This is a genomic window from Streptomyces sp. NPDC048521, assembly GCF_043199855.1.
GTDB lineage: Bacteria > Actinomycetota > Actinomycetes > Streptomycetales > Streptomycetaceae > Streptomyces.
Genome location: NZ_JBICWR010000002.1, coordinates 473,859 through 489,571, shown reverse-complemented (window position 1 = coordinate 489,571; position 15,713 = coordinate 473,859). Strand labels below are relative to the sequence as shown.

General features: G+C 73.3%; 11 protein-coding genes and 2 pseudogenes. 7 read left to right on the top strand and 6 right to left on the bottom strand.

Annotated features, from left to right (window positions below; translation table 11 throughout):
- Window positions 1-12: 12 nt before the first annotated feature.
- The gene (locus ACGFRF_RS06610) at window positions 13-936 is read right to left on the bottom strand and encodes a DUF817 domain-containing protein (protein ID WP_393737487.1); all 924 of its coding nucleotides are present in this window, start codon (window positions 934-936) and stop codon (window positions 13-15) included.
- Between the two features lie 473 nt (window positions 937-1,409).
- Between ACGFRF_RS06610 and ACGFRF_RS06605 the strand changes: the two genes are divergently transcribed.
- The 3 genes from ACGFRF_RS06605 to ACGFRF_RS06595 all read left to right on the top strand — a co-directional run bounded on the left by ACGFRF_RS06605 (window position 1,410) and on the right by ACGFRF_RS06595 (window position 3,363).
- Window positions 1,410-2,066, top strand: coding sequence for a ThuA domain-containing protein (locus tag ACGFRF_RS06605; protein WP_393737486.1), 657 nt, complete (start codon window positions 1,410-1,412; stop codon window positions 2,064-2,066).
- 158 nt (window positions 2,067-2,224) lie between these two features.
- Complete coding sequence (locus tag ACGFRF_RS06600) at window positions 2,225-3,088, top strand: oxaloacetate decarboxylase (protein WP_393737485.1); 864 nt, start codon at window positions 2,225-2,227, stop codon at window positions 3,086-3,088.
- A complete protein-coding gene (locus tag ACGFRF_RS06595; RefSeq protein WP_393737484.1) occupies window positions 3,085-3,363 on the top strand; it encodes a hypothetical protein in 279 nt (92 codons plus the stop codon). The genes ACGFRF_RS06600 and ACGFRF_RS06595 overlap by 4 nt, the downstream gene beginning before the upstream one ends.
- Before the next feature lie 255 nt (window positions 3,364-3,618).
- On the opposite strand, the gene ACGFRF_RS06590 is transcribed toward ACGFRF_RS06595, so the two are convergent.
- Complete coding sequence (locus tag ACGFRF_RS06590; RefSeq protein WP_393737483.1) at window positions 3,619-4,677, bottom strand: LacI family DNA-binding transcriptional regulator; 1,059 nt, start codon at window positions 4,675-4,677, stop codon at window positions 3,619-3,621.
- 505 nt (window positions 4,678-5,182) lie between these two features.
- On the opposite strand from ACGFRF_RS06590, the gene ACGFRF_RS06585 reads away from it, so the two are divergent.
- A complete protein-coding gene (locus tag ACGFRF_RS06585; RefSeq protein ID WP_393737686.1) occupies window positions 5,183-6,754 on the top strand; it encodes a carboxylesterase/lipase family protein in 1,572 nt (523 codons plus the stop codon).
- 284 nt (window positions 6,755-7,038) lie between these two features.
- Here the strand turns inward: ACGFRF_RS06585 and mmuM are convergent, their stop codons facing one another.
- The gene (mmuM, locus tag ACGFRF_RS06580) at window positions 7,039-7,962 is read right to left on the bottom strand and encodes a homocysteine S-methyltransferase (RefSeq protein ID WP_393737482.1); all 924 of its coding nucleotides are present in this window, start codon (window positions 7,960-7,962) and stop codon (window positions 7,039-7,041) included.
- A 258-nt stretch (window positions 7,963-8,220) separates the two neighbouring features.
- Here mmuM and ACGFRF_RS06575 point away from each other — a divergent pair.
- From ACGFRF_RS06575 to ACGFRF_RS06565, 3 genes and pseudogenes are all read left to right on the top strand, one after another.
- A pseudogene (locus tag ACGFRF_RS06575) lies at window positions 8,221-8,511 on the top strand (carbohydrate esterase); the annotation flags it as partial.
- A 68-nt stretch (window positions 8,512-8,579) separates the two neighbouring features.
- A complete protein-coding gene (locus tag ACGFRF_RS06570; RefSeq protein WP_393737685.1) occupies window positions 8,580-10,292 on the top strand; it encodes a DUF2264 domain-containing protein in 1,713 nt (570 codons plus the stop codon).
- Between the two features lie 175 nt (window positions 10,293-10,467).
- Window positions 10,468-11,277, top strand: a complete 810-nt coding sequence (locus ACGFRF_RS06565; protein WP_393737481.1) for an isocitrate lyase/phosphoenolpyruvate mutase family protein — start codon at window positions 10,468-10,470, stop codon at window positions 11,275-11,277.
- Here ACGFRF_RS06565 and ACGFRF_RS06560 read toward each other — a convergent pair.
- The 3 genes and pseudogenes from ACGFRF_RS06560 to ACGFRF_RS06550 all read right to left on the bottom strand — a co-directional run bounded on the left by ACGFRF_RS06560 (window position 11,211) and on the right by ACGFRF_RS06550 (window position 15,586).
- Window positions 11,211-11,933, bottom strand: a complete 723-nt coding sequence (locus tag ACGFRF_RS06560) for an alpha/beta fold hydrolase (protein WP_393737480.1) — start codon at window positions 11,931-11,933, stop codon at window positions 11,211-11,213. The genes ACGFRF_RS06565 and ACGFRF_RS06560 overlap by 67 nt on opposite strands.
- Window positions 11,926-12,540 (bottom strand): TetR/AcrR family transcriptional regulator, encoded by a 615-nt coding sequence (locus ACGFRF_RS06555; RefSeq protein ID WP_393737479.1) that lies wholly within the window; start codon window positions 12,538-12,540, stop codon window positions 11,926-11,928. The genes ACGFRF_RS06560 and ACGFRF_RS06555 overlap by 8 nt, the downstream gene beginning before the upstream one ends.
- Before the next feature lie 168 nt (window positions 12,541-12,708).
- Window positions 12,709-15,586: pseudogene (locus ACGFRF_RS06550) on the bottom strand (glycoside hydrolase family 2 TIM barrel-domain containing protein).
- Between the last annotated feature and the right edge of the window lie 127 nt (window positions 15,587-15,713).

The window sequence follows — 15,713 nt, the reverse complement described above, 5'->3', positions numbered from 1 at the left end:
GGCAGCGGCCGGTCAGCCGGTCTTGAAGGAATCGGACACCACAGTCCTCCCCGCCCGGTCGGCGCCCACCGGCCCGGTTCCGGGCGGCGACGGCACCCACCGCGCAGCGTCTGGACGCCGTCGTGGTCCCGAGGGAAGGGGCCGCGCCTCGGCGCCGTGGCCCGGACGGGCCGCGGCGAGGTGCTCGACGAGCACGAACGTCACACTGATCAGCAGCGACCAGGCGCCGAACTTGGTCAGCGGCACCGGTTGCCAGCCGGTGAGCTGCTGCGGGTAGCTCCAGGCGCCGGCGTAGGTGGCGGCGTTCTCGGCGACCCACAGGAAGAACCCGATCAGCACGAAGGAGACGGCCAGCGGCATGCGGTAACGGTGGGTGCCGACGCTGAAGCCGACCCAGGTGCCGGCGGTCGCGGCGGCCATCGCCAGCGCGAGCGGCCAGCGCAGGTCCGGCATCCAGTGGTGGGTGAAGAAGTTGACGTAGACGGCGGCGGCCACCAGCGTCGTGGCGGCGGCGCGGTAACGGGTGAAGCGCAGCCGCATCAGCCGCCTGGCCCGGCAGACGTAACTGGCGACCGCCGCGTACATGAACCCCCCGTACAGCGGCACCCCGGCGATCTTGGTGAGCGCGTCCTCCGGGTAACTCCAGGAGCCCATGCGCACCTTGACCAGTTCGAACAGCAGCCCCACCACATGGCACACGGCGATCACGGCGGTGTCCCGCCGGGTCTCCCAGCCCGCCTTGCGGGCGACGAGAGTGAGCAGCACGCCGTAGGCCAGCACCAGGTCGTAACGCGCCACCGGCAGATCGGGCAGCAGCCGGGAGCCGGCGATGCCCGCGAGCAGCGCGACCGCGAAGGCGCAGCACCGGGCCTGGACCACCCCGAACAGCACCAACTGCCCCATGCCGTGCCGGAGACCTCTCCCCCTGCGACGCATGCCCCCTCCTTCGCACGCCGACGAGGGCCCCGATCCTAGAGGCACAGTTGAACGTGTTCAAATACAACGCGGTCGAAGGTGACCGGTCCGGTCGGTGTGTCCGCGGTGAAGGAAAGCGCGGTGGGTCCTGCCGTGAGCGGCAGCGCCGTGCCCAGGGCCGCCGGCGGGCCGCGCACCTCCTCCGGGTCCGGCGGCGTGGCCGTCACCTCCAGCAGCGGGGCGACCGGGCAGGCCGTTGGTGGCCGGTGCGGGGACTCGCCCCGGTCGATGAGGAACGGGACAAGGCCTAAGGGGTGTGCGCCGCCGTGCGCACACCCAGCCGGTCCGGCACCGTCCTCCGTTTCGCGCGGCAGGCCGGTCCGGCACGGTCCTGCGTCTCACATGGCAAGCCGACCCGGCACTGTCACCCGGCGTGCGGGGCAGGCCACTTCGGCGCATCCCCAGGCACGCGGCCGCCCGGATAGGGTCGCCGCATGGCCGGGCGACTCCTCCTCTACACCCGCACCACCGACTACCGCCACGACTCCATCCCGCACGCCGTCGCCGCCGTTCGCGCGTTCGGCCGGTTCGCCGTCGAGCACACCGAGGACCCCGCGGACCTCGAACGGCCGCTGGACGGCTACGCGGCCGTCGTCTTCCTCTCCACCAGCGGAGACGTGCTGACCCCGGTCGGCCGCAGGCGGCTCGCCGAGTACGTCGACGCGGGCGGCGGCTTCGCCGGGGTGCACGCGGCCGCCTGCACCGAGTACGGCTGGCCGTACTACGGCGAACTCCTCGGCGCCCGCTTCGTACGGCATCCTCCGTACCAGCCGGGCCGGGCCGTCGTCGAGGACCCCGGCCATCCCGCAACCCGTCGGCTGCCGGCCGTCTGGGACGTCACGGACGAGTGGTACGACTTCGACGCCGGCCCCCGCGGCGGGGCCCGCGTGCTGCTGCGCGCCGACGAGGCGTCGTACGAGGGCGGCGGGATGGGCGCCGACCATCCGCTGGCCTGGTGCCGGGAGCAAGGCACCAGGGGCGGACGCATGTTCTACACAGCCCTCGGGCACGCTGCCGAGGCCTACCGCGACCCGGACTTCCTGGCCCACCTCGACGGCGGCCTCGCCTGGGCGGCAAGGCTCGCCGCGTGACGTTTCTGCGGTGAACCGGTTCGGCCATTGGGGTGAGTAAAGCTCGCCCTCGTGAAAGGTCACGCGCATATCTAGAGATGCTCTTGTCTTGGCAAAGGGCGTCGAGACGCGGCGGCCCATCCCGCACCGCGTCACCCACCCACAGGAGGAGCCGGACCTTGACTTACGGTAAGAAGCTGCGCGAGCGCATCGCCGGGCCCGGGACCACACCGCTGATCGGCGTGTACGACATGTACTCGGCATCGATCGCGGCCAAGCACTACGACGGGATGTTCGTCTCGGGCTTCGGATTCGCGGCCTCGTACTACGGGCTGCCGGACATCGGATTCATCGCCTGGCCCGACATGGTGGCCTTCGTCCAGCGGCTGCGCGGCGCGTTCCCGCACCACCATCTGCTGGTCGACATCGACGACGGCTACGTCGACCCCGAGGTCGCCTGTCACGTCGTCGAGGGACTCGAACGCATCGGGGCCTCCGGCGTGATCCTGGAGGACCAGAAGCGGCCCCGCCGCTGCGGACACGCCGACGGCAAGCAGGTGCTGCCGCTGGAGGAGTACCTGGAGAAGCTGCACAAGGTCCTGCAGACCCGCAAGGACCTGGTCGTCGTCGCCCGCACGGACGCCACCGACGAGCACGACATCCTGCACCGCGCCGAGCAGCTGGCCGCGACCGACGCCGACGTGGTGCTGGTCGACGGTGTGCGCAGCGTCGAGTGGATCCGGCGCATCCGGGAGGTCGTCGGCGACAAGCCGCTGCTGTTCAACCAGATCGCCGGCGGCAAGTCGCCCCGACTGTCCCTCGGCGAACTGTCCGACCTCGGTGTCGACGTGGCGATCTACAGCACCCCGTGCCTGTTCGCCGCGCACGAGGCGATGGACTCCGCGCTCTCCGACCTGAAGGCCGCCGACGGCCGGCTGCCGGAGGTGGACCCCGCGAGCGGGGTCGGCGTGAAGGCGTCCACCACCCTGCTGGAGCGCAACATCGCCCCCGAGCGGCTCACCCCCGAGGGCGTGGGCGTGTGACGGGTGCTCTGCCCCGGCTGGCGAGGGCGACGGTGGTCGCCGCCGCACTCCTCGGCGCCGGTGCCGTACCCGCGGTCGCGTCCGGGAGCGTCATCACCGTGATCGACAACTCGCGCACCGGCACCGACAACTCGGAGACGGACTCGGTCCTCGAAGTGGACCGCACGGCCAACGTGCAGAACGGCAGCGGCACCGCCGGCAGCGACCACGACGGCAGCGCCGTGGACGTGGTCGAGGCCCTCGTCGGAGCCGACGGCCACGGCGGGGAGGCCTGACCGGGACCGCCCCGTACGCCGACCCGTGGGAAAGCCGTGCGGGGACCGGCGATCGAGGAGCCGGAGACAACCGTACGACCGTGGGACAACCGCATACGACGACGGCCGGGCACCCCGTGCGCGAGGTGTCCGGCCGTCTGTGTGCTCAGTCCTCGTCGAGGTCGGGTCGGCCGTGCTCGTCGGCCTCGACGTCCTCCTTCGGGTCGTGCTACAGGGGCCCGGGTCACCGCATCGCGCCCGAACGGGCAACCGCCGTCAGGCAGTTGGCCGGAGCGCCGGCGGAGCGGCCGTGCTCGCCCTGTGCACGAGCCGGGTCGACAACTCCGTCCGCGTGCCCTCCGGGCGCTCCCCCTGCATCATCCGCACCAGCAACCGCAGCGCCGTTCCCGCCATCTCCGCGAGCGGCTGGCGTACGGTGGTCAGCGCCGGAGCGACCCAGCGGGCCTCGGGCAGATCGTCGAAACCGACCACGCTCATGTCGTCCGGTACCCTCAACCCCCGTTCGGCCAGCGCCGCGTACGCCCCGAGCGCCATCCGGTCCGAGCACACGAACACCGCGGTCGGCGGCTCGGGCAGGTCCAGCAGTTCGTGCATGCGCAGCCGGGCGATCGTCTCGTCGAAGCCCGCGTGCCGCACATACTCGGGGCGGTGCCGCACCCCGGCCGAGGCGAGCGCCGAGCGGTAGCCGGCCACCCGTGCGCCTGCGTACAGCGTGCGCCGGCGCCCGGCGACCACCGCGATCCGCTCATGACCGAGCCCCAGCAGATGCTCGGTCGCGCTCATTCCGCCCTGCCAGTTGGCCGCCCCGACCGACACCACCCCGGCGGGCGGCTCCTGTGCGGGGTCGATGAGCACGTACGGGATGCGGTGGTGGTCCAGCCAGGCGTACTGCGACGCCGACAGCTCCGCCGGATCGAGCAGCACCCCCGAGGAGCCGCGTGCGGCGAGCCTGTCCAGCCAGCCGCGCTCCCGCCGGCCGTCGCGGGTGCGGGTCACCCCGGCCGAGACGACCACCTCCAGGCCCGCCTCGTACGCCGCCGCCTCCACTCCCCGCAGCACCGCACCCGACCAGGAACTCTCCGGGGAGTGCACCACCAGGTCGACCAGGCCCGGCGTCCTCGCCGGGTCGAAACGCGGACGGCGGACGTAACCGAGCCGGTCCAGTGCCTCGGTGACCCGGCGGCGGGTCTCCGGTGCCACGTCCTCGCGGCCGTTGACCACCTTCGACGCGGTGGGCACCGACACTCCCGCCTCCCGGGCCACCACCGCCAGCGTCGGCCCGGCCGCCGCGCTCGCACTCCCCGCACGGACCATAGGGAACCACCTCTCCGGCCCGCCCCTGGGCCATCGGAAGTTGCGGCCAACGCTGCTTCCGCGGCCTGCTGACCGACCGTGCAGAAAGCGCTTCCTACGATAGGTGCGCGTCAACACGGCGTGAAGACTGGGGAAAACCCGGGATGCCGGGGTCAACGCTTTCGAAAGCCCGAGCAGGGGACAGAACGGGGCCTGCCCAGACGCCGCCGAACTCTGCCGAGGCACGCGGAGTCGGACCTCGTCGGCGTGCACGCCTTCCCGCCGACGCCGCCCCGTACGACCGGGCCGTCACCTTCTTCAACGTCCTTCAGGTCCGGCACCGGGCACCGTCGGCGCGACGGCCGCAAGAACTGCGCGCAGCGGCCCGGACACGCGATCGCCTGGGGTTTCGGCACCCTCATGTACGCCGAACGGCCCAGCACCGGGTCCGTGCACGGGAATACATGCGGGTGATGTGGTGCTCTGATACGAGCGGTGCATGAGCGCGGCGAAGGGCTGGTGGGCGATGACGGCAGACCCGACGGGCCCCGTGGTCAGAACGCCCCACGGGGCCGTACGCGGCCGGTACGAGCAGGGCATCGCGGTGTTCCGGGGCATCCCGTACGCCGCCCCGCCCTTCGGCCCCCGGCGGTTCCGGCCGCCCGAGCCGCCCGAGCCCTGGGACGGCGTGCGCGACGCGGTCGCGTTCGGGCCGACGGCGCCGAAACCGCCGTACTCCGAGGCGTTCGCCCAGTACCTGTCCGACCCCGAGATCCCCGGCGACGACTGCCTCAACCTCAACGTATGGACTCCTGAGCCGGGCCCCGGTACCAGGCTCTCCGTCCTGGTCTGGCTGCACGGCGGCGCGCTGACCAGGGGATCCTCGGCCGTGCCCGTGTACGACGGCAGGACCTTCGCCCGGGACGGCGTCGTCTTCGTCTCGGTCAACTACCGGCTGGGGGTGGAAGGCTACGGACTGTTCCCGGACGCGCCCCCCAACCCCGGCCTGCGCGACCAGCTCGCCGCACTGCGCTGGGTCCACGAGGCGATCGGCGCCTTCGGCGGCGACCCGGAGCGGATCACCCTGTGCGGCCAGTCGGCCGGCGCGATCAGCGCCGGCGCCCTGCTCGCCGCACCCCAGACCCGGGGCCTGATCCGGCGGGCGGTCCTGCAGAGCGGCCCACCGGAGGCCGCGGAACGTGACAAGGTCCGCCGTGTGGTCCGCCGCATGGCGACCCGGCTGAAGATCCCCGCCACCGCCGAGGCCTTCGCCGCCGTCGACCGCGACCTGCTGCTGCGCACCCAGGCCGAGGCCGGCCGGCTCAGCAGCCCCGTGCTGGGCGGGCCCGCGTTCGGCATCGTCGTCGACGGCGACCTGGTACCCCGCGACCCGCTCGAGGCGCTCCTCGACGGCGACGCCGCGCCGGGCGTCGACCTGCTCATGGGCTGGACCCGGGACGAATACCGGCTGTGGCTGGTGCCCGGCGGACTGCTCGAGCGCATCGACCGGCTCGGTCCCGTCGCCCTCGCCGGGGCGATGGCCCGCTGCCACGCCGGCCATGACGTACCGCGCGGCTACCGTGCCCTCCACCCCGACGCCGGCGCCGCCGAGATCGTCGGCCAGATGGTCACCGACCACCTGCTGCGCGTCCCGCTGCGCCGCCTCGCCGACGCCCGGCCCGGCACGTCCTACCTCTACGAGTTCGCCTGGCCCTCCGCCCTTCCCGGCCTCGGCGCCTGTCACGCCCTGGACCTGGGATTCGTGTTCGACAGCGGCGACGTGCCCGAGTCGAAGAAGCTGGCCGGCGAGGGTGCCCCGCAGGAGCTGGGCGACGCGATGCACGGGGCCTGGGTGCGGTTCGCGGCGACCGGGAACCCCGGCTGGCAGGCCTGGGACGCCTCGCACCCCGTGCGGATCTTCGGCGACGGCGTGCCGCATGTCGCCTACGGTCCGCGGGACGCGCAGATGGCCCTCTGGTCGGCCCCCGCCGCCGCGGTCCCGGAACCGGCGACCGCCGGCGACATCCGCGCCCCCGGAGCCGAACTCGCGGGGGCGGTCCGGCGCCTGCGGTGGTCGGTCGGGGTCCGGCGCCGCTGATCACCGCCGCCCGCCCGCGGTCGCCCGGCCACCGCCCGCGGTCCCGATGCGGCAGCGACACGTCCCCGGTACGTCCGGAAGGGGACAGGGGGAGTGCGGTGCCAGGCCGCACGGGCGGGCACCGTACGGACCGGCCGCCCGGCGGGGAGGCTCGAGCGGCCGGCGGTGTCGGTGGACGGGCAGGTCACCGGAGGGCCGCGTGAAGAGCAGGGGCCCGGGGCAACTCGCCTCCACCGCAGCCTGTTTGAGCGCGGGCGGGGTGGTGCGGACGCCGGGCGACGGGGTCAGTCCGCCAGCGCACGCGCGAGCGACGCGATCGCCTCCGGCCCCACCCGGCAGCACCCTCCGATCAGCCGTGCTCCCGCGTCCCGCCAGGCCTTCACCTGCTCGGCGCCGAACGTGGTGCGCCCCGTCCAGGTCCGGGCTCCCGCGTCCCAGGCCTCACCGCTGTTGGGGTAGGCGACCACCGGCTTTCCGGTGATCCGGGCCGCGGTCGCGACGGCGTGTTCCACGTCCTCGGGGGCGCAGCAGTTCACGCCCACCGCGATGACCTCGTCGGCTTCGGCGGCGAGCGCGAAGGCTTCCTCCAGCGGCTGACCGGCGCGCGTGGACCGCCCGTCGATCGTGTACGAGAGCCAGGCCGGCACCGCCAGCCCCCGCACGGCCCGCAACAGCGCGGCCGCCTCATCGGCATCCGGCACGGTCTCCAGAGCCAGCACATCGGGGCCGGCGGCGGCCAGCACCTCCAGCCGCGGCCGGTGGAACCGCTCCAGCTCCCCGACGCTCAGCCCGTACCGCCCCCGGTACTCGGACCCGTCCGCGAGCATCGCCCCGTACGGACCGGCCGACGCCGCCACCCACAGCGGTCGCCCGGCCCCGGCGTCCCGCGCCTGCCGGGCCGCCGCACGGGCCAGATCCACACTCGACGCCAGCAGCCGCGCAGCGTCCTCGTGGCCGAGTCCGCGCCTGCCGAAGCCTTCGAAGGTGGCCTGGTAGCTGGCGGTGATCGCCACGTCCGCGCCCGCCGTGAAGTAGGCGAGGTGCGCCTCGGTGACCGCCTCGGGCCGCTCGGCGAGCAACCGCGCCGACCACAGCTCGTCGCTCAGGTCGTGACCGGCCGACTCGAGCTGGTTGGACATGCCGCCGTCGAGCACGACCGTTCCGGCGGCGAGGGCTTCGGCGAGGCTGGGGGAGGCGTAGCTGGTCATGTCCCCGACGCTAGTCGAGCGCGCGGACGACGGGCGGCGTGCGTCCACCTCATGAGCAGACCCGGTCACCGCCCGTTGGAGACGCTTGTCCCGTCCCCTCGGACCCGTTGACCCCCAAGGCCCGCCCGTGCCTTTTCGGCGTCCGGAACGGCAGACGGCGTCCGTGAAGACGAGGCTCGCGTCGGTGTCGACGGCGTAGGGGAGCCGTCGTCGCTCCAGCCGAGGCCCGCGGCGGACGCCGAGCCGGCGAGCGGACCGGAGAGGAGCACCGACGAGGCGACGTACCGGGCGGACCTGGAGACGCTCGTGGCGGGTGTGCGGGAGAAGGGCGGCGAGCCGGTCCTGGTCACGGCTCATCGACCTCACGGCGAAGCCGAGGCACCGGGGGAGCGGCTCGGCGTCGAGGGCTCCAAGGCGCTCCACCTCTCCTACGGGAAACGCGACAACAGGCACACCTCCGTGCACGGCGCCACCGTCCACGCGGGCCCGGTCCGCGACGAACTGCTCGCCCGGCATCTGGTGCGCGAGGGCAAGGTCCGGGTGGGATGAACCCCTGGGGTGTCCCGACCGGAACCGGGGCGCCCCAGGTCCCGCCAGGAAGGAACGCCACCACCGTGATCGAACTGCCCGCCGAGGACCGCGAGTCGAGCCCGTGCACCGGCTACACCCGCGCCCACTGGGAGGCCGCCGCGGACGCCCTGCTCGCCGCCGTGGCGCCGTACGCCACCCCCGACCGCGCCCTCTACCACCTCCCCGGCGACCATGTGAGCCGTGCCGGGCACCTCTCCGACGGCCTGGAGGGATACGCCCGCACACTGCTGCTGGCCGCCTTCCGCGGGGACGAGACCACGCTCGGCCGGTACGCCGAAGGTCTCGCGGCCGGCCCCGGCGGGGTCTGGCCGGCCGTCGTGGACCGCAGCCAGCCGCTCGTCGAGGCGGCCTCGATCGCGCTCGCCCTGCGGCTGACCCGGCCGCTGCTGTGGGACCGCCTGGACGACTCCGTGCGCGAACGGACGGCCGACTGGCTGGCGGACGCGCTCACCGCCGAGGCGTGGCCGTGCAACTGGGAGTTGTTCCCGGTCACCGTAGGCGGCTTCCTCCAGGAGACCGGCCACCGGACCGAGGCGGCGCGCAAGGCGATCGACCGGGGCCTGGAACGGATCGAGGGCTGGTACCTCGGCGACGGCTGGTACACCGACGGCGACGGCCGCAAGTTCGACTACTACAACGGCTGGGCCATGCACCTGTACACCGTCCTGCACGCATGGCTGGCCGACGACGGCGAACTGCTCTCGCTGTACGGACGCCGGTTGTCACGGCACCTGGAGGACTACGCCCACCTGTTCGGCGGCGACGGCGCCCCCCTGCACCAGGGCCGTTCCCTGACCTACCGCTTCGCGACGACGGCCCCGCTCTGGCTCGGCGCGCTGACCGGGCACACCCCACTGCCGCCGGGCGTGACACGGCGCCTGGCCTCCGGCGCGCTGCGGTACTTCCTCGACGGCGGCGCGGTCGACGAGCGGGGCCTGCTGCCGCTCGGCTGGCTCGGCCCCGACGAGTCGCTCGTGCAGGACTACTCGGGCCCGGCCTCCCCGTACTGGGCGAGCAAGGGTTTCCTCGGCCTGCTGCTGCCGCCGGACCACGAGGTGTGGACGGCACCGGAGGAGCCGGGCCCGGTCGAGCGCGCCGACGAGGTGCGGTCCCTGCCCGCCCCCAACTGGCTGGTGCAGTCGACCCGTTCGGACGGCCTGGTCCGGCTGCACAACCACGGCAGCGAGGACACCCGTTACGACCCCTACTACACCCGGCTCGCCTATTCGACCGCGACCGTGCCGGCGCCGTCGTACGACAACAGTGTGATCGTCGACGGGGATCCGAGCCGTACCGGGATCGAGCCGCTCGGCACGGGTGAGGGGTGGATCGCCTCCCGGCACACGGTGCGCGACGGGGTCACCGTGACCAGCGTCGTGCTCGCCGAGGGGGCGGCGGAGGTGCGGGCCCATCTGGTGGCGGGGGCCGCCCCCGGAACACCGGTGCGGATCACGGGATGGGCGGCACGGGAGGGCGTCAGGGCCGACCTCCTCCCGGTTCGCGGCCTGTCGGACGAGCTGGCCGGAGAGACCGGTAACGGTGAGGCCACGCTGTTCGTGGCGCTCGCGCGGCTCACCGGCGAGCCCGACCCGGCGCCCCTGCCGGACCTGGTGTCCGTCCAGGTGCGGGAGGGCCATGAGGTGAGCGTCCGCTGGGCCTCCGGCACGGCGACCGCGTTCCGGTTCACACCGTCGGACGGGCGGCCCTCGCGACCGGCATGGACGGTGACGCACCTGTGAGCCCGGTGGCGCAGGACGGACCGACGGGCGCGTGGGCCCGTCGGAGGGCCGTAACGTCCGTCGCTCACCGGCCCACCGCGCGGTCGGCAGGTCGAGATGCCACCGCTTGCTTGCGCATCGGCGAGCGGCCCGTCTTTCGGTCGGCGCCGAAACGTTCGCCGTCTAGCGTGGCCGTATGACCGCAGAGCGCACCCCGGCGTCCTTCGCCGGCCTCCATCACCGTCCGGGCGAGCCGCTGCTGCTGCCCAACGCCTGGGACCACGCCTCGGCCGCCGCTCTCGCCGCCCGGGGCTTCCGCGCGATCGCCACGACCAGCCTCGCCGTGGCGGCGGCCGTCGGCCTGCCCGACGGGGCGGCGGCGACCCGTGAGCACACCCTGGCGCTCGCCCTGACCCTGGGCTCGGAGCCGTACCTCCTGTCGGTCGACGCCGAGGACGGCTTCAGTGACGATCCGGACGAAGTGGCCGAGCTGGCCGTCGAGTTGTGGGCCGTCGGCGTGGTCGGCATCAATCTGGAGGACGGTCTCGGGCCGAGCGGCCGGCACGCGGCGAAGATCACCGCCGTGAAGGCGGCGGTACCCGGCCTGTTCGTCAATGCCCGCACCGACACGTACTGGTCGGGCGACGGTGACGAGCGGGACACCCTGCGGCGGCTCGACGCGTATCAGGAGGCCGGTGCCGACGGGGTGTTCGTGCCGGGTCTGAGTGATCCGCGGCGGATCGCGTCCCTGGTCCGGTACCTCGGTGTCCCCCTCAACGTCCTCTACGCGCCCGCCGGACCCGCCGTCCCCCACCTCGCCGACCTCGGTGTCCGCCGGGTGAGCCTCGGCTCCCTGCTCTACCGGCGGGCGCTCGGCGCGGCGCTGGACGCGGTGGCCGACATCGCCGCCGGACGCGCCCCGGCCGGTACGACCCCCTCCTACGCCGAGGTCCGCGCGCTGGAGAGGAGCGTGTCGGCGAGCAGGTCGGCGAACTCCAGCGGGTGATCCAGCGTGCCGAGATGCCCGCCCGGGAACTCGGCGAACGTGCCGCCCAGCCGCTCGGCCAGGAACTCCGCGGTGCGGTACAGGAGTTGGCCGCGCGAGTCGGTGCCGGCGGCGAGCGTGAGCCGGCCGGAGGGAGCGGTGAAGGCGGGCGCGTGGGCGGTGAAGGGACGCAGCACGCGGGCCAGGAAGACACCCATCGCCGTCGCCGATCCGCCCTCGGCGGGCGGCTGTCCGGGACCGTCCAGCTGCCCGATCAGCTCCGCCCGCCGCTCCTCGCCGTCCGGCAGCAGCGTCACGCACGGCGGTTCGTGCGCGACCACGTGCGCCAGCCGCCGCGGGTGCCGGGCCAGCAGGTCCAGGACCGCGATACCGCCGGAGCTGGTCCCGAACACGTACGCGGACTCGCCTGTGGGCACTACCGTCTCCAGCACCCGGTGCGCGCCCTCGCTCCAGTCCGCCACCCGCTGGTCGTGAACCGGCAGGCCCAGGCGGCCGTGGGCGAGCCCGAGCGGGTCGTACGTCACCACGGTGAAGCGCGCGGCCAGCCGTTCGGTCAGCGGGCCGAGCCCCATCGGGTGCCCGGCGCCGCCCGGCACGAGCAGCAGTACGGGCCCGCTGCCCGTGACGTCGTAGGCGTACGGGAGTGGATCAGTCATCGCTCTTGCGTCCGCTTTCGGTCTCGCGTCCTCTTCCGGTCTCACGCGGCCAGTGCTCGAGGGCCAGGTGAAGGGCGTCGACGGCCTTGTCCCAGGACGCCTGGACGTCCCGGTCCGCGCCGAAACCACCGGTGGACTCCAGTGCGCAGTAGCCGTGGAAGGTGCTGCGCAGCAGGCGTACGGCGTCCGTGAGGTCGGGTTCGTCGAGGCCGTAGCCGCGCAGCATGCCGTAGGTGATCTCGGCGGTGCGGCGCAGGGCCGGGGTGCCGGCGATCAGGGACTGGTCCATGCGGATCTGCGTGGCCGCGTACCGTCCGGGGTGCTCCAGGGCGTAGGCGCGGTAGGCACCGGCGAAGGCGGCCAGCGCCTCCTTGCCCGCGCGGCCGGCCACGGCGACCGCGATCCGGTCGATCAGCTCGCCGCCGGCGTACAGCGCGAGCCGGGTGCGCAGGTCCTCCAGACCCCGGACGTGCGAGTACAGGCTCGCGTCCTTCACCCCGAAGCGGCGGGCCAGCGCGGACAGCGTGACGTGCTCGAAGCCCACCTCGTCGGCGAGTTCGGCCGCTGCCGCGACGACACGGTCGGCGCTCAGGCCGGCTCGGGCCATGGGAACGTCCTTCCGGAACCTTTCCTAGGACTCCTAGGCTAGCAGCTAGGTCTCTCAGGAAAAGCTCGTGCGTATCGCTGTCATGGGTGTTCGAACCCACACAGGACGCGACCGCGGCCGGCCGGGAGAAGAGCCGGCCGGCCGCGGGAGGCGTCAGGACCGTGTCGGTCACCTTGTCTCCGGGGAAGCGGTGGTGGAGAAGACGAAGGAGAACTCGGCCGGCTCCGCCCGCAGGTGGTAGCGGGGCAGCGGGCCGGGGCCGCAGGACTGGGAGCCGATGCCGTGCTGGCCGTGGTCGAGGTTGACCCAGACCGTGTCGCCGGGCACCAGGTCGGTGCGGTGAGCGGCGGCGTCCAGTTGCTCGGTGGTCCAGCGGCGGGCGGTGAGGAAGAACGCGGGGTCTCCCTCGATGCGCAGGCCGCCCAGCTCCGCCCAGCGGACGTCGATGCGGGCGCCGTTCTCCTGGGGCCGGACATAGGGGGTCTGCAGACGGTCCACGGTCGACTGCCAACGGCCGATCGCGGATGCCGTCCTGGTGTCCGGATACGCCTCGCCCGGGCCGCCGCCGAACCACTGCACACGGTCGGCCGCGGACAACCCGAAGCGAATGCCGAGCCGCGGCAGCGGCACCTTCCAGTCGCCCTGCGGGCCGACGGAGACGGTCAGCCGCAGACGCTCTCCGTCCGACGTCCAGCGGTACACCGTCGCCAGCCCCACCTCCCGGGCGGCGGGCGCCACCCGGGTGCGGACCGTCAACGCGTCCTCGCCGGCCTCCACCGCGTCCAGGCGGTGCCGCATGCGGTGCAGGCCGATCGTGCGCCACAACAGGCCGTAGCGCACGTCGGTCTGCCAGGCGGCGCCGTCGTCGTTGTCGGTGGTGGCCCGCCACACGTCCAGACGCAGACCGGAGACGGGCACGTCACCGACCGCCTTCAGGGCGCCGGTGCGGGCGTCGAAGGTGCCGGGGCCCAGCGTGATCACCCCGTCGCCGGGCACGGGCCGGGCGGTCGCGGCGACGTACGGCACCCGGGGTGCCGACACCGGGATCCTGGCCCCAGGCCACGACGTGGTCCCTGGGCGCCCACGGGGTGTCGGCCGCGAGCACCGCCCGGACCGTCCAGCGGGCCTCCCCGGCCGGCCCGCCGGGCGGCGGTTCGGGCAGCTTGACGTCGGCCGACTCGCCGGGTGCCAGCGCGGGCACCGACAGGGCGCCGGACTCCAGCGTCTCCCCGTCGACCTGGTACGACCACGAGAACGCCAGCGCCGACAGGTCGGTGAAGTCGTACTTGCTGGTGACCCGGACCGTGCCGTCCGTGCCGTCACCGGTGAGGGCGACCGGCTCGATCACCTTCTTGTACTCGACGAGGCCGGGGGAGGGCTGCCGGTCCGGGAAGAGCAGGCCGTCGCAGACGAAGTTGCCGTCGTGCAGTTCCTCGCCGAAGTCGCCGCCGTAGGCGTAGCCCAGTTCCGGATGGGCGATGCCGTGGTCGATCCACTCCCAGACGAAGCCGCCCTGCAGCCGGTCGTGCGCCTCGAACAGCCGCTGGTAGTCGGCGAGGCCACCGGGGCCGTTGCCCATGGCGTGCCCGTACTCGCAAAGGATGAAGGGGAGTTCACGGCGCTTGTGCGTCCCGCCGTCCAGGCCCCGGCCGATCCGCTCGACCTCGGCGTGAGCGGCGTACATCCGCGAGTAGACGTCGGTGTCCCGGCAGGTGAGGTCACCCTCGTAGTGGACCAGCCGGGAGGCGTCGCGGCCGTGGATCCAGTCGGCCATGGCGGTCAGGCCACGGCCGGTGCCCGCCTCGTTGCCGAGGGACCAGATGACGACCGAGGGATGGTTCTTGTCCCGCTCGACCATGCGGGCCGCACGGTCGAGCAGGGCCGGGGTCCAGCGGTCGTCGTCGACGGGGTTGTCCCGCCAGCCCTGCTCGGTGAAGCCGTGCGTCTCCAGGTCGCACTCGTCGATCACCCAGAGGCCGTACTCGTCACACAGGTCGAGGAAGGCCGGGTGCGGCGGGTAGTGGGAGGTGCGGACGGCGTTGATGTTGTGCCGCTTCATCAGCAGCACGTCCTCGCGCATGGTCTCGAGGTCCAGCGCACGGCCCCGCTCCGGGTGCCACTCGTGCCGGTTGACGCCCTTGAACAGGACCGCCGTGCCGTTGACCTTGATCAGGCCGTCCGACAGTTCCACCGTACGGAAGCCGATGCGCAGCGGGATGCGCTCGCCCTCGGTGGCCAGCACGCCGTCGTACAGCCTCGGTGTCTCCGCCGACCACGGCTCGACCGGCACCGTCACCGGCTCGCCGGTGGCCACGTCGATGCCGAGGTCCGGGACGGTGACCCGGCCGTCGACGTCGGAGTCGACGCGCAGGGTGCCGCTGCCGTCGCGGTGGTCGTAGGAGGCGTGCACGAAGAAGTCCAGGGCGCTGCCGGCCGGGCGGTGCAGCAGGGTGACGTCACGGAAGATGCCCGGCAGCCACCACTGGTCCTGGTCCTCCAGGTAGGAGCCGGCCGACCACTGGTGCACACGGACCGCCAGCACATTGCCCGTGGTCTTCAGCAGATGGCCGACCGCGAACTCGTGCGGCAGTCGTGAGCCCTTGAAATCACCGAGGTCGGTGCCGTTCAGCCAGATCCGGGCGCAGGACTCCACCCCGTCGAAGCGCAGCACGGCGCCGCCGCCGGACAGGTCCGGCCAGTCCTCGGGCAGGTCGAAGACGTGCAGGTGGTCGCCGGTCGGGTTCTCGGTCGGGACGCGCGGCGGGTCGACCGGGAACGGGTAGAGGTGGTTGGTGTAGACGGGGGAGCCGTGCCCCTGGAGGACCCAGTGGCCGGGGACCGCGATCTCCGCCCAGTCACTCGCTTCGTACCCCTCCTGCGCGAAGGAGTCGTCCTGGGCGTCGGCCGTGTCCGACAGTCTGAAGCGCCAGTTGCCGTTCAGGGACAGGGACTTGGCGTCCGATGACGCGTACCAGGCGCGGGGCGGCAGTGCCCCGTTGCCGGGCGAGACGTCCTCGACGTACTCCGTGGTGGTGCGGAAGGACATCGGTCTCCTAACTCAGCCCTTGATGCCGGTCTGTGCGATCCCCCGCACCTCGACCGGACTTCGTCCAACCCCTTGCTGAAGCATCAGCCGAAGGGGAGCGTCCAGCACCGCATCCCCTTTCGACCCC

Bases quoted from the DNA above. Each gene is read 5' to 3' on its own strand.
- ACGFRF_RS06610 (WP_393737487.1), bottom strand. From the start codon at position 936: ATGCGTCGCAGGGGGAGAGGTCTCCGGCACGGCATGGGGCAGTTGGTG.
- ACGFRF_RS06605 (WP_393737486.1), top strand. From the start codon at position 1,410: ATGGCCGGGCGACTCCTCCTCTACACCCGCACCACCGACTACCGCCAC.
- ACGFRF_RS06590 (WP_393737483.1), bottom strand. From the start codon at position 4,677: ATGGTCCGTGCGGGGAGTGCGAGCGCGGCGGCCGGGCCGACGCTGGCG.
- ACGFRF_RS06585 (WP_393737686.1), top strand. From the start codon at position 5,183: ATGACGGCAGACCCGACGGGCCCCGTGGTCAGAACGCCCCACGGGGCC.
- mmuM (WP_393737482.1), bottom strand. From the start codon at position 7,962: ATGACCAGCTACGCCTCCCCCAGCCTCGCCGAAGCCCTCGCCGCCGGA.
- ACGFRF_RS06565 (WP_393737481.1), top strand. From the start codon at position 10,468: ATGACCGCAGAGCGCACCCCGGCGTCCTTCGCCGGCCTCCATCACCGT.
- ACGFRF_RS06560 (WP_393737480.1), bottom strand. From the start codon at position 11,933: ATGACTGATCCACTCCCGTACGCCTACGACGTCACGGGCAGCGGGCCC.
- ACGFRF_RS06555 (WP_393737479.1), bottom strand. From the start codon at position 12,540: ATGGCCCGAGCCGGCCTGAGCGCCGACCGTGTCGTCGCGGCAGCGGCC.